The 19,159-nt window shown below is 45.0% G+C and carries 19 protein-coding genes; 8 read left to right on the forward strand and 11 right to left on the reverse strand.

Annotated features, from left to right (window positions below; genetic code table 11):
* The first annotated feature begins 569 nt into the window (after positions 1–569).
* The gene (locus AC2204_RS08705) at positions 570–1,241 is read left to right on the forward strand and encodes a YccT family protein (RefSeq protein ID WP_318925127.1); all 672 of its coding nucleotides are present in this window, start codon (positions 570–572) and stop codon (positions 1,239–1,241) included.
* Positions 1,242–1,412: 171 nt separating this feature from the next.
* On the opposite strand, the gene AC2204_RS08710 is transcribed toward AC2204_RS08705, so the two are convergent.
* From AC2204_RS08710 to zipA, 3 genes are all read right to left on the reverse strand, one after another.
* On the reverse strand, positions 1,413–2,480 hold the full coding sequence (locus AC2204_RS08710) for a porin (protein WP_318925128.1): 1,068 nt from the start codon (positions 2,478–2,480) through the stop codon (positions 1,413–1,415).
* A gap of 532 nt (positions 2,481–3,012) precedes the next feature.
* Positions 3,013–5,028 (reverse strand): NAD-dependent DNA ligase LigA, encoded by a 2,016-nt coding sequence (gene ligA, locus AC2204_RS08715; RefSeq protein WP_318925129.1) that lies wholly within the window; start codon positions 5,026–5,028, stop codon positions 3,013–3,015.
* A gap of 72 nt (positions 5,029–5,100) precedes the next feature.
* Entirely contained in the window at positions 5,101–6,144 is a 1,044-nt protein-coding gene (zipA, locus tag AC2204_RS08720; RefSeq protein WP_318925130.1) for a cell division protein ZipA, read from the reverse strand.
* A 363-nt stretch (positions 6,145–6,507) separates the two neighbouring features.
* Here zipA and cysZ point away from each other — a divergent pair, with 363 nt between their 5' ends.
* From cysZ to crr, 5 genes are all read left to right on the forward strand, one after another.
* Positions 6,508–7,275 carry a sulfate transporter CysZ gene (gene cysZ, locus AC2204_RS08725; RefSeq protein WP_318925131.1) on the forward strand — a complete coding sequence of 256 codons (768 nt, stop codon included), beginning with the start codon at positions 6,508–6,510 and terminating at the stop codon, positions 7,273–7,275.
* 312 nt (positions 7,276–7,587) lie between these two features.
* Entirely contained in the window at positions 7,588–8,556 is a 969-nt protein-coding gene (cysK, locus tag AC2204_RS08730; RefSeq protein WP_318925132.1) for a cysteine synthase A, read from the forward strand.
* A 315-nt stretch (positions 8,557–8,871) separates the two neighbouring features.
* A complete protein-coding gene (locus tag AC2204_RS08735; protein ID WP_107281790.1) occupies positions 8,872–9,129 on the forward strand; it encodes an HPr family phosphocarrier protein in 258 nt (85 codons plus the stop codon).
* Positions 9,130–9,183: 54 nt separating this feature from the next.
* Positions 9,184–10,911, forward strand: coding sequence for a phosphoenolpyruvate-protein phosphotransferase PtsI (ptsI, locus tag AC2204_RS08740; protein ID WP_318925133.1), 1,728 nt, complete (start codon positions 9,184–9,186; stop codon positions 10,909–10,911).
* 43 nt (positions 10,912–10,954) lie between these two features.
* Positions 10,955–11,464, forward strand: a complete 510-nt coding sequence (crr, locus tag AC2204_RS08745) for a PTS glucose transporter subunit IIA (RefSeq protein ID WP_318925134.1) — start codon at positions 10,955–10,957, stop codon at positions 11,462–11,464.
* A 290-nt stretch (positions 11,465–11,754) separates the two neighbouring features.
* Here the strand turns inward: crr and AC2204_RS08750 are convergent, their stop codons facing one another.
* From AC2204_RS08750 to AC2204_RS08760, 3 genes are all read right to left on the reverse strand, one after another.
* Complete coding sequence (locus AC2204_RS08750) at positions 11,755–12,651, reverse strand: Dyp-type peroxidase (RefSeq protein WP_318925135.1); 897 nt, start codon at positions 12,649–12,651, stop codon at positions 11,755–11,757.
* 115 nt (positions 12,652–12,766) lie between these two features.
* Positions 12,767–13,171, reverse strand: a complete 405-nt coding sequence (locus tag AC2204_RS08755) for a hypothetical protein (protein ID WP_318925136.1) — start codon at positions 13,169–13,171, stop codon at positions 12,767–12,769.
* 5 nt (positions 13,172–13,176) lie between these two features.
* Positions 13,177–13,638: a DUF2919 domain-containing protein gene (locus tag AC2204_RS08760; protein WP_318925137.1), complete on the reverse strand. Its 462-nt coding sequence runs from the start codon at positions 13,636–13,638 to the stop codon at positions 13,177–13,179.
* Between the two features lie 466 nt (positions 13,639–14,104).
* Between AC2204_RS08760 and AC2204_RS08765 the strand changes: the two genes are divergently transcribed.
* Both AC2204_RS08765 and AC2204_RS08770 read left to right on the forward strand, forming a co-directional pair.
* The gene (locus AC2204_RS08765) at positions 14,105–14,446 is read left to right on the forward strand and encodes a DUF2956 domain-containing protein (RefSeq protein ID WP_318925138.1); all 342 of its coding nucleotides are present in this window, start codon (positions 14,105–14,107) and stop codon (positions 14,444–14,446) included.
* A gap of 52 nt (positions 14,447–14,498) precedes the next feature.
* On the forward strand, positions 14,499–14,957 hold the full coding sequence (locus AC2204_RS08770) for a DUF1499 domain-containing protein (protein WP_318925139.1): 459 nt from the start codon (positions 14,499–14,501) through the stop codon (positions 14,955–14,957).
* A gap of 99 nt (positions 14,958–15,056) precedes the next feature.
* Here AC2204_RS08770 and AC2204_RS08775 read toward each other — a convergent pair whose 3' ends face one another.
* The 5 genes from AC2204_RS08775 to AC2204_RS08795 all read right to left on the reverse strand — a co-directional run bounded on the left by AC2204_RS08775 (position 15,057) and on the right by AC2204_RS08795 (position 19,157).
* The gene (locus tag AC2204_RS08775; protein WP_318925140.1) at positions 15,057–15,191 is read right to left on the reverse strand and encodes a TIGR02808 family protein; all 135 of its coding nucleotides are present in this window, start codon (positions 15,189–15,191) and stop codon (positions 15,057–15,059) included.
* Between the two features lie 21 nt (positions 15,192–15,212).
* Positions 15,213–15,785: a NapC/NirT family cytochrome c gene (locus AC2204_RS08780; RefSeq protein ID WP_318925141.1), complete on the reverse strand. Its 573-nt coding sequence runs from the start codon at positions 15,783–15,785 to the stop codon at positions 15,213–15,215.
* Between the two features lie 30 nt (positions 15,786–15,815).
* The gene (locus AC2204_RS08785) at positions 15,816–16,295 is read right to left on the reverse strand and encodes a nitrate reductase cytochrome c-type subunit (protein WP_318925142.1); all 480 of its coding nucleotides are present in this window, start codon (positions 16,293–16,295) and stop codon (positions 15,816–15,818) included.
* Positions 16,296–16,401: 106 nt separating this feature from the next.
* Positions 16,402–18,888: a periplasmic nitrate reductase subunit alpha gene (gene napA, locus AC2204_RS08790; RefSeq protein WP_318925143.1), complete on the reverse strand. Its 2,487-nt coding sequence runs from the start codon at positions 18,886–18,888 to the stop codon at positions 16,402–16,404.
* Positions 18,885–19,157, reverse strand: a complete 273-nt coding sequence (locus tag AC2204_RS08795; protein WP_318925144.1) for a chaperone NapD — start codon at positions 19,155–19,157, stop codon at positions 18,885–18,887. Before AC2204_RS08795 ends, napA begins: the two co-directional genes overlap by 4 nt.
* Between the last annotated feature and the right edge of the window lie 2 nt (positions 19,158–19,159).

Here is a 19,159-nt window from a genome sequence, read left to right on the forward strand (position 1 = left end):
ACCAGTGAAACCTAAAAAAAAATAAAACAATTAAAAACAACAAGATAACAACAAAACATAAGAAAACACAAAACACAGAGTACATGCATTAATGTGCGCTCAATCGCAAGATTGCGTACGGTACGGATAAAATTAGGCTTCCAATGAGAGTTTATGAGAGGGCTATAGATTGATTCATGTTTATTTTGACCAGAATCGTGATCTTCATCCCGTTTACTTAACGGGCCAATGAGCTTACTTCCGATTATCCACTTGTTTTTACATCACAATAAATCATGTTGAGCCAATATTGCTTAATCACTTACTCCTAACTAAAAATTCGAAAACACAACTGATGAAAACCAAAACTTGCAGATAAATATATAAAAAACATATGAATTTAATTAAATAGCCAGAGGGTATATATAGTCTGGCAATTAATTTCATGGTTGTGACTGATCTCTGATTACGACCATAGAGAGAGTAAATAAGCTTTTTCACACCAGAGCAGCAAAGTAAAATCGTAATGTAAAATAACTTTCCACAGGACAGCCGCTAACAGGTTAAGCTGCCCCTTAAAGGAGTCTTTAATGAAGGTAAAACAACTTGCTCTAGTAACGATGTTACTACCGTTGGCATCAACAGCTGGGGCGCAGGTTACGCTGGAAATACCGAAGGGAATTCAACCTTTGGTAATTAACGGCCAAGATGCCGGTTATTCCATATTTGGCTTTGATCATAAGCCGGAAATTGAATTGCCAGATGGTACCAATCAGGTGGTTTTCCGTATTGCTAAAGTTGTCAGAGAAGCAGGCAGCTTAAAAACAAAATATAAATCCACCCCTGTCATTATTCGTTTTGATGGAAATAATACCCAGCTAAAACTCGAGATTCCGAACATCAAGACAATCGATGAAGGCCGCGACTTTGACAACACGCCTTCGTTTACGGTTACAGAATCTGGAAGTGATTACCCATTCGTATTCGACACAATGCCCATTGGCTTTGATCTTGCCCCTGATTTTACTCGTGAAGTTGAAAAGTATAATAAGAGTGGAGCAATCGCCAGTCTCATCGCTTCCGTTGCTCTGCCCGAGAAAGTGGCATCTAAAGCCGTTGTTGAATTGTCAACCGACACCGTAATACCAACCCAGCTCACAGAATCCAATAAGGCTGAAATGATGCTGCAGCACTGGTTCCACCAGGCCGATGATAAAACAAAGAAGAAATTTTTAAGCTGGGCTGTCACCAATATCAATTAACTCTTTAATCCCAATAGGGATAACAGCAAAAAGGCTCATTCATAATGAGCCTTTTTTAATGGATTTGGTTTTATACCAATTGTCACTTTTTATAAAAAAGTAAAAAGCCGACTGATAAACAGTCGGCTTTAACGTCATATTATGCCATGTTTCTGTTAGACAAAATGCCTATTAGAAGTAGTATTCTACACCGACACCAGCACCAAATTGGCTTTCACCATCGCGAGTGATCTGGTATGGACGTGCATACACAATAGCTGATGGGTCTAGGAAGTACGTCGCATCAAAAGAGACGATATCTTCAGCACCAGCAGTCGTTTTAACATTGCCTGTTTCTAAATCTTGCTGAGCGGCATAACCTAAGCGGAATAGCCAGTCTTCCATAGAATAAGAAACACCGACTGAGTAAGCAGTCTGATCCTGGTCGGCTGAATTGTCATCATATTCAGCACCCATAATTTTATAAGCGCCGTGAACGCCAAATGAACCGAATGTTGCCTCAAAACCTGCAATGATCAGCTGAGTATCAGAACCAACGCGAGCCACAGTCTCATCATTCGGTGTATCTTTGTCATCTTTTACAGCTTTAGTCACTTCGCGGTCAGTACCGAGTTCATAACCAAGATGGAATACCGCTGGACCGGCTTTAATATGTGCAGCCGCACCATAGAAATTATTTCCATCTTCAGTAACGTTACCTTTACCAGCCGCTAATGAGAAATTCACCGCACCAAACTGAGCAGAATCAAAGCGGATGCTGTCACCATGACGATCGTAGTTTACACCGCCCTTGACATCAGTTACCCAGTCAAAGACTTTACCACGTGCTTGACCTGAGTATGGCCAGTCAACAATCTCATATGCTGGTGTTAATACACGACCGACGCGTACTTTACCGGCATCAAATTCAAAGCCGATATAGGTATCACGGAAACCAAAGTTAGCTGTATCTACTGAATCATCCTTAATCTTGGCATCGCCATCACCTACGTTACCGCCTTCCATCTGCCAGAAGAGCTTAGGACCTTTTTCCAGATCTATACTACCACGTAAACCAAAACGTGATTCATTCACAACATTTAAAGTATCACCTTCAGCCTCGCCGCCCCATACTGAGACAGCAATCTGACCATACAGATCCACAGTATCGGTTGCAGGTTTTGCTTGAACCGCGACTGAAGCCATTGCTGCAGCTGCAACAGCCACACCTAAAACTGAACGCTTAAACATGTTTTTCATGGAATAACTCCTAAAAAATACTAGCTGTTTACTTGTGTCTTATTGGTTGGCCGCCGAAGACACCAAGTAACTCTCCCGATATGCCAGCCGAAATCTAAATTCGACTAAATCATATTTTTTTAGTTCTTTATGAACCGCTGTGAAACTTCAGGTACAAGACTACTTTCGCAGCGCAAAACATCAACCATAACTTAATTAATTCTTTAAAAAATATGACTCAGTGCAAATTTAACGCGCTACAGTGATCAAGATCAAATCTCACTCAAAGAACTTGTAAACAAACCTAAAAGTTGATTAAAAACAACAATATAAATAAAAACAAAAAACATAAAATGAGAAGTGTCACTAAAAAATAGCCCGCCATTTTTATATTTACAGCTTGAAGGCTGTCAAATTTCTAAAAATTTAATTGAACTATTTTAGCCACGTAAAATATCTAAGGGGAATAATTTGAAATGAGAAATAAAGGCAAGGGGAATAAGTGGGTATGTTCATTAATATGGAAATAAGAACATACCCGGGGAGAAGGCGGTTAACGATTCATGAAATCAACAAGCGTTTGTTCATCCCAAATTTCAATGTCAAGCTCTTGTGCTTTGGCTAACTTAGAGCCCGCCGCTTCACCGGCAACCAGTAAATCGGTCTTCTTGGAGACACTGCCCGTCACTTTAGCCCCCAAGCTCTGTAACGCCGCCTTGGCATCAGATCGGGTCAGTTGCGATAGGGTACCAGTTAAAACAACAACTTTTCCTTCGAGAGGCAACTCCATGTCTGTATCCGGCTTTTCTATCGCAGGCCAGTGAATACCGACAGCCAGTAAGTCAGCGATCACTTCCATGTTATGCGGTTCACGGAAGAAGTTGAACAGGTGCTCAGCAACAATATTGCCGACGTCCGGAACCGTAATTAACTGTTCTTTCGTTGCCTTAGCAACGGCCTCTAAAGTTTCAAAATGGTTAGCCAGATTTGCAGCAGTGGCTTCCCCCACCTCTCGAATACCGAGTGAATACAAGAAACGTGGTAGCGTGGTCAACTTTGATTTATTAAGGGAGTCAATCAGTTTTTGGGCAGATTTAGGCCCCATACGCTCAAGCACTGTCACCATACCAGCCGACAATTTAAACAGATCCGCAGGGGTCGATACCATTTCCCGATCGACCAGTTGCTCGATGACTTTTTCGCCACAACCATCAACATCCAGCGCTTTACGGGAAACGAAATGTTTAAGGGCTTCTTTACGTTGCGCCTGACAGAACAAGCCGCCAGAGCAACGCGCCACCACTTCGCCGTCAACACGTTCTATTTTCGATTGACACACCGGGCATTCTGTTGGGAAAACAATCGGCTCGGCCCCCTCTGGCCGACGTGACTCAACCACAGAAACGACTTGAGGGATCACGTCCCCCGCCCGGCGAATAATCACCGTATCGCCAACCATCACGCCTAAGCGGGCGATTTCATCGGCATTATGCAGTGACGCGTTACTGACAGTGACACCACCGACAAAAACGGGTTTTAACTTCGCCACCGGGGTTATCGCCCCTGTTCGCCCGACCTGAAACTCAACATTGTTAAGTACCGTCATCTCTTCTTGGGCCGGGAATTTATAGGCAATCGCCCAGCGAGGGGCTCGTGCTACGAACCCAAGTTGCTTTTGTGTCTCAACATCATCAACTTTAATTACGACACCGTCGATTTCGTAAGCCAGATCCTGGCGACGCAGGCCAATATCCTGATAGTAGGCAATCACATCATTCAGAGTCTCAAGCTGCCTGATTTCAGGGCACATCGGTATCCCCCAGCCTTTCAATTGTACCAGGCGATCATACTGGCTTGGAGCCAATTCAATACCATTGACAATGCCGACAGAATAGGCATAGAAACTTAACGGGCGGGTTGCGGTAACCTTCGAGTCTAGCTGGCGAAGGCTGCCTGCCGCTGCATTACGCGGATTAACAAAAGGTTTTTCACCTTTTTTTAGGGCACGTGCATTCAGCGCATCAAAGCCTTTCTTAGGCATGAATACTTCGCCGCGAACTTCCAGCCGAGCCGGCCAGCCTCCACCTTGCAACTTCAGGGGAATGGAACGAATGGTACGTACGTTGGCGGTTATGTTTTCCCCCGTACTGCCATCACCCCGCGTTGCCGCCTGAACCAGCACACCGTTTTCGTACATCAGACTTACCGCCAAGCCGTCCAGCTTTGGCTCACAGCAGTAACTCAATTTCCCCGCAGAGATCCGGCGATCCAGCATCCGTTTTTCGAAAGCCCGCAGATCTTCGTCATTAAACGCATTATCAAGCGATAACATAGGTAGTTCATGCTTTACCTGGGTAAAAACGTCAAGTGGAGTACCGCCAACTCGCTGGCTAGGAGAATCAACCGTCACCAATTCCGGATATTCGGCCTCTAGATCCAGTAACTGTTGCATCATCCGATCATATTCAGCATCAGGGATTTCTGGGTTATCTTCTACATAATAACGGTGACCGTGATATGCGAGTTGTTCACGCAACGCGGCAATTTGTTGCTGAATGTCGGTACTCATTACTCTTCCTACCTAAAAAATAAGGCTCCTCTGCAGGAGCCTAATAGAAACTATCTATCTTAACTATGGAGCTTAAATCTGGGTGTACAGCTTAGCTTTTTCACGATATTCATCGATTCGGTTCGGGGTGATCATCGTTCGCTCATGATCAAGCACATCGGCATTTAATTCATCGGCAATCTGCTGAACCGTTTGTAGCATCAAATTGAAATTCTGATCAGCACGACCATAACAAGGCAGCATCAGATAAAAAGAGACGCCCGGTGTTTCAAAGTCGTCTGCGCCTCCTTCAGGGAAGTTGCCCGGATGGACCATATTAGCGACAGAAAACAGTACCGGTTCAATACCAGCCAGATCGGCATGACGGTGATAAACCGCATTATCGCCAAAAATCAGATTGTGTTGCTCAAGGCAACCAAATAACCTTGCCCCTTGCAGCATCTCGCCATTACGGGCATGGACACTCAGGGCCAGATAGCTCGGTTCAAGTTCCGGCTCTGGTTCTTCAGGTTCAATAAGCTCTGCAACCTCTTCCGAGATATCGGCCACAACCGGTTGGGCTTCTACACTGCTGTTGGGTTCAGCGTCAGGTCTTGTAGACAGCGCTGTATCCGCTGTTGCTGGCTCAGCGTTGACGACTTGAACAGGCTCAGCCTGCCCTTGCGGTTCAACAGACATTCTCTCCGCTGATGGTTCAGCAACCGGCACCGCCTCAGGCTTTGATTGGTCTGTATCGATACTCGCTGGCGGTTCAATTTTTTCCGCGGTTACTGATATTGTGGGCACATCAGCCCCATCATCGACAAAAGGTGCATTATAGGCAGCATCAAGCAGCGGATCAGCTTGCAACTTTTCGCCAAAATGTAATTCAGGCTCGGTACGTTTATGGGCTTTTTTCTCAGCTTCTTCTGGTGCATTATTGACCACCCGAACGAAACCAACGCCATCTTGATCAAAACCATCGGTATCTACATTGTTAGTATCCCCTAACTTACCTAACGGTTTCTCACCAAATTTCGCGGGCTTTTCTTTTCTGCTGGTCCAAAGACCGTGTAAAAGAAGCGCAGAGATAGCCAGCGCACCAACAATAATAAGAACCAGACGCAATTCCTGCATTATGAATACTCTGAATTAACTCGTTATCCCTTACGGGGTAAATGATAGTAAAAATGTCACAGGTCTTACAAAAGCACCTGAGCTGATTAAAAGCTAACAGGTTTAAAGCCTACTATTAACTTAATGTACCAAAACTCAATTAATAATGAGAAGATGAATATCGGTATTCGTGCAAGATAGTGCTACCGAGCACAAATTTGCACAAATTTCAGACAAAATAACCACCAAACTTCCCTCTTATAGCTATGACAACAAATTGGGGATTTGATTCTATACCGTTCTCCCCGTTAACATGCCCGGTATCCCATAGAAGAAGATCAACGTCCGCCTCTCTGGATGAGAACTTTGTGTAAGGAGTATTTAATGTCAAAACCGCAAATCATCCAAGCCCCAATCAGTGGCGCAGGATACTTTTTCAAAGGCATGTCTTTAGCCATGCAACCGGGAACCCGGCGATTTGTCATTCTGCCTCTCTTAATTAATGTGCTGTTGTTTGGCAGTGCATTTGGTTTTGTCTTAAGTCAACTCAGTGATTGGATTAACAGCTGGTTAGCATCATTACCGTCATGGTTAGATTGGCTGTCTTATGTGCTATGGCCACTGCTTGCGATAGCAACGCTGGTCATATTTTCATATCTCTTCAGTACCATCGCCAATTGGATTGCTGCGCCGTTTAATGGCTTACTGGCAGAGCACCTCGAAGCAAAACTGACCAATAAGCCTGCACCAGATGCGGGGCTAAAAGAGATAATGAAAGATCTGCCGCGGATCATGAGCCGAGAATGGACAAAAATTAAGTACTATCTGCCAAAAGCTATTGGCTTGCTCATCCTGCTTTGGATTCCGGCTATCGGCCAAACCGTTGGGCCGGTATTGTGGTTCTTATTCAGCGCATGGATGATGACCATTCAATATGTCGATTACCCGTTCGATAACCATAAAATTCCTTTTGGATCGATGCGTGATGCCTTGAAACTCAAACGCGGTAAATCACTCAGCTTTGGCAGTTTAGTCATGCTCTTTACCATGACACCCATACTGAACTTATTTGTTATGCCAATCGCCGTATGCGGCGCAACGGCGATGTGGGTCGATCATTACCGAGAGCAGATGATAGGTACTAAACACTAAGCAAAAAGGAGAGGAAACTCTCCTCTTATTTACAATGCGGTGGGCAAGATCAGGCTTGCTAAGCCAATTAATGTTTCAAAAACAATCGACTTACTTATCCTACCGCATATAAAGCCCAAGAACCGTTTTCACCGGTTATATACCCAAGTGGCACTCTTTCCGTAACCGCACTTCTCTCTCGATCCTCAAAGCTAGAATTTAGGGTCTTCTTTTATAACAATAAGATATAACAATAAATTACTTTCCAAATACTAATGACGGTTTATGCTTACTCTATCTGAAATTAGAACGTGTCATGAAGGAACGACAAGCATGAGCAAGATTTACGAAGATAACTCCTTAACGATTGGTAATACTCCGCTAGTACGTCTGAACCGCGTAAGTAAAGGTAACGTTCTGGCGAAAGTCGAAGCCCGTAATCCGAGCTTCAGCGTTAAATGCCGAATTGGCGCTAATATGATTTGGGATGCCGAGAAAAAAGGCCTCTTAAAAGACGGCGTTGAACTGGTTGAACCGACTAGTGGTAACACCGGTATTGCCCTGGCTTTCGTTGCTGCAGCACGCGGTTATAAGCTAACCCTGACCATGCCTGAAAGTATGAGCCTCGAACGCCGTAAGCTGCTTAAGGCTTTGGGGGCGAATTTGGTGCTGACCGAAGCACCAAAAGGTATGAAAGGTGCGATAGATAAAGCAGAAGAGATTGTAGCATCAGACCCGGATAAGTATCTGCTACTGCAGCAATTTAACAACCCTGCCAACCCTGAAATTCACGAAAAGACAACAGGTCCGGAAATTTGGGATGCGACAGATGGTGACGTTGATGTCTTCGTCTCTGGTGTCGGAACCGGCGGTACGCTGACAGGCGTTAGCCGTTTCATCAAGCTGCATAAAGGCAAAGCCATTACCACAGTTGCCGTCGAACCTTCCGAGTCTCCGGTTATTACCCAGACCCTGAACGGTGAAGAAGTAAAACCGGCACCTCACAAAATTCAAGGGATCGGCGCAGGCTTCATTCCAGGCAACCTTGATCTGTCTCTGATTGATGAAGTTGAACGCGTCAGCTCTGAAGACTCTATTGCGATGGCGCGCCGCCTAATGGAAGAAGAAGGTATTCTGGCTGGTATCTCTTCCGGTGCCGCCGTGGTGGCTGCAAACCGGATTGCTGAACGCCCAGAGTTTGCCGGTAAAAATATTGTTGTTGTGCTGCCAAGTTCAAGTGAGCGTTACCTGTCCACGGCTCTGTTTGCAGGTATTTTCACCGACAAAGAAACCCAACAGTGATCACACTTTTAAGTAATCCATAACTAATTCTTGCCTTATAAAGCTCCTGCGGGGGCTTTTTTGTTGCATTTTCCCTTTACGTTTAATATAAACTTGCAACGCTTTAATTTAAGCATCGAATTAAAAGGTTAAATTTTGACCTTAAAGATGCAACCAAGACAAACAATCTCACGAAAACTTGACTTGGGTTAAGCTAAAACGACGAACTGTTGGGTAGTTTATACTAAGTATTGGCAAGCTAAGACTACACACGTTAAGCTTTCTTTCAGTTACATAAATATTAAATAAATATTATATCGATAATCGGGGTGAAAAATGTATCAGAAGCAAGTTGAAATTACTGCAGAAAACGGTCTACACACTCGTCCAGCGGCTCAGTTCGTTAAAGAAGCTAAAGGATTCGACGCCGACATTACTGTTACTTCTAACGGTAAGAGCGCAAGTGCAAAAAGTCTGTTCAAACTACAAACACTAGGTTTAGTTAAAGGTACTCACGTAACTATCTCTGCTGAAGGTGCTCAGGCACAAGCTGCAGTAGACCACCTGGTTGCTCTAATGGACACGCTGCACTAATCCGCCGTCTGTTTGTTACGTTCCCTAGTTTTTTAGTTAATTTAAGGTAAGGCTATGATTTCAGGTATCCTGGCATCTCCTGGTATTGCTTTTGGTAAAGCACTGCTACTACAAGAAGACGAGATTGTTATTAGCAAAACTCCAATCTCTGCAGACCAGATCGATAACGAAATTCAATGTTTCTTCGACGCTCGAAAAAAATCTTCTGAGCAACTAGAAGTAATCAAAGAAAAAGCACGTGTCACCTTCGGTGAAGAGAAGGAAGCGATCTTTGAAGGTCACATCATGTTGCTGGAAGATGAGGAGCTTGAAGAAGAAATCATAGCCTTCATTAAAGACAACAAAGCATCTGCAGCCCTGGCTATTCACTCTATTATCGAAGAGCAGGCAACAACGCTAGAATCTTTAGATGACGAATACCTGAAAGAACGTGCAACGGATATCCGCGATATCGGTAGCCGTTTCGTTAAAAACGCATTAGGTATCAGCATCGTTAACCTAAGTGCCATTAACGAAGAAGTGATTCTGGTTGCAAACGACCTGACGCCTTCTGAGACAGCACAAATCAATCTGGATTACGTACTGGGCTTCATTACTGATATCGGTGGCCGTACTTCGCACACCTCTATCATGGCACGTTCTCTTGAGCTACCTGCAATCGTGGGTACCAACGATATTACAACTCGTGTTCAAAATGGTGACATGCTGATTCTTGATGCAATCAATAATCAAATCGTGATCAACCCAACACAAGCCGAGTTAACCAAATTCAAAACGATCCGTGACGAGTATCAGGCTGAGAAAGATGAGCTTGCAAAACTGAAGGACCTACCTGCTATTACCCTTGACGGTCAGCAAGTAGAAGTTTGCGGTAACATCGGTACCGTTAAAGACTGTGACGGTATTAACCGTAACGGCGGTGAAGGTGTTGGCCTGTACCGTACCGAGTTCCTGTTCATGGACCGTGACTCTCTTCCAACCGAAGATGAGCAGTATCAGGCATATAAAGACGTTGCTGAAGCAATGCACGGCGAATCAGTAATTATCCGTACCATGGATATCGGTGGTGACAAGGATCTCCCGTATCTGGATCTGCCTAAAGAAATGAACCCGTTCCTGGGCTGGCGTGCAATTCGCATCAGCCTGGATCGTCGTGAAATTCTGCGTGACCAGTTGCGTGCAATTCTACGTGCATCGGCACACGGTAAGATCCGCATCATGTTCCCGATGATTATTTCTGTAGAAGAAATCCGTGAACTGAAAGCAGCTATTGAAGAATACAAAGCTGAACTGCGTACTGAAGGCCTTGCTTTTGACGAGGAAATCGAAATCGGCGTAATGGTGGAAACACCTGCAGCAGCCGCTATCGCACACCACCTTGCTAAAGAAGTATCCTTCTTTAGCATTGGTACAAACGACTTAACCCAGTATACTCTTGCAGTTGACCGCGGAAATGAGCTTATTTCTCATCTATATAACCCGCTATCACCTGCCGTACTGACTGTGATCAAGCAAGTTATCGATGCTTCTCATAAAGAAGGTAAGTGGACTGGCATGTGTGGCGAGCTAGCTGGTGACGAACGTGCTACCCTATTGCTATTAGGCATGGGTCTGGACGAGTTCAGCATGAGCGGGATTTCAATTCCACGCATTAAGAAAGTTATCCGTAACACTAACTTTGCTGATGTTAAAGCCATGGCAGAGCAAGCACTTGCTCTACCTACGGCGGCTGAAATCGAAGCACACGTAGAAAAATTCATCGCAGAAAAGACCATCTGCTAATAATATAGCTGCAGATAGAATAACAACGCTTAGGAGCAACGATATGGGTCTGTTTGACAAATTGAAGAAGCTGGTTTCTGACGACAGCAACGAAGCTGGTGCCATTGAAATTATCGCACCACTTTCTGGCGAAATCGTAAACATCGAAGATGTGCCAGATGTTGTTTTTGCAGAGAAGATCGTTGGTGACGGCATCGCTATCAAGCCTACTGGAAACAAGATGGTTGCACCAGTAAACGGTACAATCGGCAAGATCTTCGAAACCAACCACGCCTTCTCTATTGAGTCTGACGATGGTATTGAGCTTTTCGTTCACTTCGGTATTGATACTGTTGAGCTGAAAGGTGAAGGCTTCACTCGCATTGCAGAGGAAGGCCAAACTGTTAAAATCGGTGACACTGTTATCGAATTCGATCTTGCGCTACTGGAAGAGAAAGCAAAGTCAACTTTGACTCCTGTTGTTATCTCTAACATGGACGAGATCAAAGAACTGAACAAACTTTCTGGCGCGGTGACTGTGGGTGAAACTCCAGTTCTACGCATCAAGAAGTAAGATTGTCTCAGTCTTAACAAAAACGCCACCTTCGGGTGGCGTTTTTGTTTATGGGTGCAAAAAATAGAGACGAGTATCTAGTGTCGAGATATTAGAATCTATAGTCGTGTAAGCACGATTTCAAAAACCTAAATGAAGTGTCAAGTTCTTGATCTTCCCAGAGCCTGTTTTTCCTAGGCGCTTAAAGCGTCTTATCCTCGCCACTCTAAAATCGCACCTAGTTTACTCGAAACAGTTTATCTGCCGCTCCTCAGGGCCATAGAACCGCTTTAAACCGCGCTTACCGTTTATTACAAACTTTCCAACATCTCAACCGGCGGTGCAAAGAAGTATGCGCCAGTGACAGCCTTCGTAAAACGTAGCATCTGATCCGATTGACCATCGCTATCGCCGTACATACTCTTTAACATCGCATTGAAATTATGCTGAGTATGGCAATAGGCAATGAACAGCAAGCCATGATCGCCGGTTACCGTGCCGTACGGCAGGCTGTGGCGCACAATCTTAAGGCCTTTGCCTTCTTCTTTAAGATCAACACGGCCAACGTGAGAAGCTGCGGGAACATCTTCCAACTCAACCGAGCCCTGTTTAGTCCGACCAATTACTTTTTCTTGTGCCTGAATATTCAGACGATTCCAAGCAGGCAGATTATGCACAAATCGCTGAACCATCACGAAACTACCACCTGCGAACTCACCACCTTTGATCAAAGCAACATCACTACGGGCTTCTGTCGTTTTCGGATTTTCCGTGCCATCAATGAAATCAATCATGTCTCGAGAGTCTAGGTACTTAAAACCATAAGTCTCGTCTAACACTTCAATGTCTTTTGCAACAGGTTCAAGAAAGCAACGTAAGGTGTAGAAGTTCAAATCATGACGGCTTGAGTTTATATGAAGCAGAATATCACCTCCCGTTACAGGTGCCGTGATATCACCGCTACCAAGCGGAGTAAAATCTTCAAATTCTGCTGGACAGCCTTTATCTAAAGACAGCCAGAATGCTTTGCCAAAGGCCAGGCTGGCACGAAGATTGCCATCAGGCTGCTGCTCGTTCAGTGTTGCTAATGTATGATGCAGCGATTTACACTGAGCAATAACCGCGTCCTTGCCTCCGATAACCTTCATTACAACATAAAGGGCAAAAGGGCCGGCTTCTGGCAAAATTGCGGGTTGTGCGATAGCCATATGATTCTCCTGAATATTCTTCAACGTCAATCTAGAGAAATGATTATAACGTTTCCGGCCATAAAAAACGCTCCCGACAGGAGCGTTATATTATTCAATCTTAAGCCGGTGAACGTTATACCGAAGTCACTTCGACATGAAGTTTTACCTGTTCATGGGAACGGTCATCAACCGTTTCAAATGATGTAGGCGAATTCAAACCCGTTGAAAGTGTAGGTGAAATAATGGTACGCCACTCACCATCATCCAGACGCTCTTGTACCTTAAAGGCTATTATCACTTCTTCCGCTGATACTTGCAGCAACTCTGCACTGCCAACCAGCTCACGGGCACTGCTCCCCTCTTCTGATGTGCCGAAAAAAACCGTTTCTTCACCAGGTAGCAGAGACAGTGATGTATTTACCGTCTGCTTGGTATCTAAACCGGTCAGTTCAAAGTTAACGTCTAATAACCAGTCAGCCATGGCTAAAGGGCTTAACAGTGCACTAAAGAGCACTAAACCTTTACTCCATTCATTCATTTGCTTTACCTCTCTATAGGCCTATCTGCAAATGTATTCCTGACTCGGGTGCTTCTCATCAAATACAAACTGAACCACAGGGTAAGCAACATCGTCGTTGCGCGAGTCCAGCTGAATGCACCATGAGTGAGCGACAGGTGATACAGTTGCAGTAAACAATCGGTGATATAGGCAGCAAGTAATAATTTTTTGCCGTGCTGCCATAAAAAATTCATTAAGTTGTAGTTTTTATATCGCAGGCCGGATAACCACATCAATAGTAGTGCGGGTAACCCTATTGCCATTCCGACATACAAGCTTTCTCGTAATGGATAGAAAATTGTCAGTATTTGCGACCCCTGATCGCGGCTGGCTCCAGCCATTACAAAGACAATCCACGCTTTAGCGCTGAACGCCAAAACTAACCACAACATCATCGAAGGCTTTAGCAAGCCATGCTTGTCATAAGCATCCATTGGATAAAACAAAGTGTTTCCTCACACATTCTCTCTCTATGAGCAATGGTGGCAAACCATACCAAATTCAACCAGTTGAATATAATGTACATTGTATTTATTGTTTTAATAAGATAATTCATCTCGATGAAACAGTAACCTCGCCGTGGTTAATTCTGTGGTACACCGCACTTTTCAATTATTCATCTTGTAGCCAAGATCACGCTTTATCTTCAAATAACCACACAAATTCTGTTTTATTACGAAAGCCTCGGTGTCAGAACAATTTAGGAAATGTTATAAAAAACAACCATATCTGACAAACATCAACGACTTAAACACTTGCCAGCAGTAGGCGAACCGAGAAAATTTTATTCATTAGTTGAAATATTCCTACACATCTCACCATTATACTCTCTGGAACAGACTCCCCCCCAAGTTAGGGACAAGGTATAATCACAAAAGCACCTCTATGATCAGACCATTGAGCGGAGTTAAAATGACCACCCAGAAAAACCCCAATCCCCCCTCACCAGAAACGCAAGCTGAAGCACTACGCATTGCGAAAGCGACGCAAAAGCCAGGCCAGACCAAAGATCAGACTAAACTGGTTGCGGTCGGCATTCAAAAAGGCATCGAACTCTATAAGAAACAGCAAAAAGTCAAAGCGCGTGAACGTGACAAGCTGCGTAAGAAACACGTCAGTAACCAACAGGAGCAGCCAAAAGAAGAGGCTCCAGCGACTCCTGAACACGTTGTCATTCACAAACAACATTGGTTGCCATGGGTGCTACTCGTGGCATCATGGGTAGGGTTTGCCGTTTTTCTAATGCAATCGTGACACAACCATAAATCTACTCGTATCAGATCACACAAAAAACAGGATGGCAAAAATGAAGCTTCAATTAATAAAGCCACTATTTCTGCTAGCAAGCACCGGAATTTTGTTCGGTTGTTCGAATGCCGACACTGATAATGTGTCATTTCCTGACAGATCAATGCAGCCATGCCGAGAGAGGCCAAATTGTGTCTCAACCGCTGATAAAAGGGAGGAATATCATTTAGCGGACTTTGTTCTGAGCGAAGCTGGCCTCAACAACTGGAAGCGTATTACTGAGCTGGCTCTTTCACTGCCTGGCGCCAGCTTAGGTTCTCAGAGCGAGGCGTATATTCGGGTAGAGTGCAGAAGTAGCCTGTTTAAGTTTGTTGATGATTTTGAAGTACGCCGACAAGACAAGCAGCTGATGGTACGTTCAGAATCGCGAGTGGGTTATTCCGATTTTGGCGTTAATCGAAAACGAGCAGAACTGTTCCGCAGTATGCTCTCTGAAGCCGGTTATATAGAACCTTAATATATAAACAAATTGTACGCAGAAAAAAGCCACGTCTCTCAGACATGGCTTTTTATTTCTTTTTTACACGGTAGTCACTAATGACAGCCAGGGGGGGCATCAGATATTTTTATCTTTACCCAACGCCAGTACGCCTACCGATATTGCAGCGACAACAGCAAACCCCGTTAAAATGATAACAGGCATTGCGGCATAACCTAGCGTGTGCCAAATAATCGACTCTAATGTGCTCATCGTCTTCTCACCTTGTTGTTATTACCAGCCTTCAACACCTTTCATATCAGGTAATTTATGTGCAATACCTTTATGGCAATCCACACATGTTTTCTCACCCGATGCCAATGCCGTTGAGTGCTGTTTAACACTACGTGGACCTTGTTCTGAAAAGTCCATGTATTCAAAGTTATGGCAATTACGACATTCCTGCGAATCATTTTCTTTCATCCGATGCCACTCACGGTTAGCAAGGTATGCACGGCGCTCTTTGAATTTTTCTTCTGTACCGATAGTCCCCATCGCGAAAGCCACCAGCTCTTTTGATGCCTGTACTTTACGAACGATCTTATCTGTCCAGTTATGCGGTACGTGACAGTCAGAGCAAATCGCACGCACACCCGAACGGTTCGAGAAGTGAACCGTCTCACGGATCTCTTTCACAATCGGCGCATGACAGCCTGAGCAAAACTCTTCCGTATTGGTTGCTTCCATTCCGGTGTTAAACGCCCCCCAGAATAACAAGCCGCCCATAAATCCCATAAACAAGACGACACCAACGGCCACTTTACTTGGCGATGTCAGTCTTCTCCAAAATGCCTTTAAAATGTTCATATATAGCCTCTCTTTTTATTGTGGCTATAATTAGCGCAGAGCATCAACACGTTGGAAACTGTTCTCAACCAATGGCTTTGCATCAGCCTGAGGAACGTGACACTGCTGACAGAAATAGCGACGTGGTGAAACATCTGACAATACCTGACCTTCACGGGTCTGGTAGTGGGTTACACTGATTTTCGTAGCGCCCATTTCTTTCGCATTTTTCCAACTGTGGCAAGCCAGACATTTATTCGCATTTAATGACACTTCGTAGTTACGAATGGTGTGTGGGATCAGCGGTGGCTGATAGACATAATCGCTATCAATCGTACCCTGATCTCGTGGGTAACGTTTAAATGCATCAGCCGGGCGGGTGGTTTCCAGCTCACTGACACCGCGTAATGATTCTACGCCACCAATCCCCCCCGGATTGGTAACAGCTTGGTTGTTAAGCTCATCTGCACTCTGCACGGTACCGGTCAATAACATACCAACAGCCATGACCGCTAAAACTAGTCGTTTCATTGTATTCTCCGCCTTTGGGCTAAATTCGTCTTAAGAACGTTAGCTATCCCGCCCTGGCCCAGTCGCTCACTGAGTGTGAACTCGATAGCTAACGTCATACGATTAATTAAACTTTAGTGATCTTGATTGGGCACTTCTTGAAGTCTGTCTGCTTAGACAGCGGATCAGTGGCATCCAAAATCAGTTTGTTAACCAAGATGCGAGCATCAAAGAATGGTACGAAGACCAAACCGACAGGAGGGCGGTTACGGCCTCGCGTTTCAACTCGGCAACGAACTTCACCTCGACGAGATTCCAATAACACTTCATCACCACGGCGCAGGCCACGGACTTGGGCATCATCAGGGTGGATATAACAAACCGCATCAGGCACGGCTTTGTACAACTCTGGAACACGGCGGGTCATGGTACCGGTATGCCAGTGTTCTAATACACGGCCAGTACATAGCCACATGTCATAATCTTTATCTGGCATTTCAGGTGCTGGCTCATACGGTGCAAAAATGATATTAGCTTTACCGTCTGGCTTACCATAGAAATGAAAACCTGAGCCTTCCGGAACATATGGATCTGAACCTTCAGCAAAACGCCATAGCGTTTCTTTGCCATCAACAACCGGCCAGCGCAGGCCACGCACTTTATGGTACGTATCATAGGGTGCTAAATCATGACCATGACCACGACCAAATGCTGCATATTCTTCAAACAGGCCTTTTTGCAGATAGAAGCCTTGCGCTTTTGCATCATCGTTAAGCTCTTGCGCTTCAGAGAGCGGATACTTATCTACCTGGCCATTGCGGAACAGTACTTCATACATGCTCTTACCGCGGTATTGCGGCATTTTCGCCAGCAGATCATCCCCCCACACTTCTTCAATCTTGAAGCGTTTAGAGAATTCCATTAGCTGCCACAGATCTGATTTTGCATCACCCTGCGCTTCAACCTGCTGATACCAAGCTTGGGTACGACGCTCGGCATTACCGTAAGCGCCCTCTTTTTCTACCCACATAGCGGTCGGAAGGATCAAGTCTGACGCCTGAGCCGTTACTGTAGGATACGGATCAGAACAAACAATGAAGTTTGCCGGGTTACGGTAACCAGGCAGACGCTCTTCATTGATATTCGGCCCCGCCTGCATATTGTTATTACACATTACCCAGTAAGCGTTTAGCTTACCGTCTTTTAGCATCCGATCCTGGACAACCGCGTGATAACCCGGTTTTGGCGGAATTGTACCTTCAGGCAGTTTCCAGATTTTTTCTGCAATCGCACGGTGCTTGGGATTTGCAACCACCATGTCGGCTGGCAAACGGTGAGAGAACGTACCCACCTCGCGGGCTGTACCACAGGCTGACGGCTGCCCAGTCAACGAGAACGGGCTGTTACCCGGCTGCGAGATCTTACCGGTTAATAGGTGAATATTGTAAACCAGGCTGTTCATCCACACACCACGGGTATGTTGGTTCATCCCCATGGTCCACAGTGACATCACTTTTACTTTCGGATCAGCGTACTGCTTTGCCATTTCCAGCAGCTTTTCTTGGGAAATCCCAGACATTTCAGAGGCTTTTTCTAACGTATACTCTGCAACCGACGCTTTATACTGCTCAAAGCTCATTGGGTGCATTTTGCCGACGTTCGGGTTTTCGGCCTTCTGCTGCAGTGGATGCTCGTCGCGAAGACCGTAACCAATGTCTGTCGTCGCACGCTTGAAGTGAGTATGCTTATCAACAAAATCCCAGTTCACGGCATCATTTTCGATGATGTAGTTAGCAATGAAGTTCGCAATTGCCAGATCGCTCTGCGGTTCGAAAATCATACCGTTATCAGCCAGTTCAAATGAACGGTGATAATAGGTCGACAACACGTTTACTTTGACATGAGGGTTACTTAAACGGCGATCAGTAATACGTGTCCATAGAACCGGGTGCATTTCAGCCATGTTTGAGCCCCAAAGCACAAACGCATCGGCATGTTCGAAATCATCGTAGCAGCCCATCGGCTCATCGATACCAAAGGTACGCATGAAGCCACCAACAGCAGACGCCATACAGTGACGCGCATTCGGGTCGATGTTGTTAGAACGGAAGCCGGCTTTCATCATTTTTGAAGCCGCATACCCTTCCATGACGGTCCACTGACCAGAGCCGAACATACCCACACTTGTCGGGCCTTTCTCTTGCAGTGCAGCTTTCCATTTCTCAGCCATGATATCGAAGGCTTGATCCCAGGAAATAGGGGCAAAGTCGCCGTCTTTATCAAACTTGCCGTTTTTCATCCGCAGCATAGGCGTTTGCAGACGGTCTTTTCCGTACATGATCTTAGAGAGGAAATAACCTTTGATACAGTTCAGGCCTTTGTTGACAGGCGCTTCCGGATCACCCTGAGTGGCAACGACTCGACCATTCTGCGTACCTACCAGTACCGAACAACCTGTACCACAAAAACGACACGGAGCCTTATCCCATTTAATTTTGGTTTGATCAGAACTCACAATTAAGTTAGTTGCTGACGCTGGCAAGGTAATACCAGCAACAGCTGCCGCTGATGCAGCCGCGTTTGCCTTAACAAACGCACGTCTTGTCATTTTCATGAATCATCCTCAGATTGCGGATCAAAGTGTTCAATTTGGTGGTACACTAAAAAAGTGATTAAAACATGGTCTAGGTTGTTAATTTTATCTATAGTATCAGTCACATACCCTTGATTCGCCGTTTCCAGAACGACAATGAGCTTTCCTTCTTCGCTCTCACCATGAATCTCCGTATCAGGAAAATCAAGTATCTGATTTTTAACGACTTCTAAATATTCTGGTTTTACATGTACAACCAGGCTAGAGATATGAACTTCCTGTTGCGCCATAA

Source organism: Photobacterium sp., from assembly GCF_057456235.1.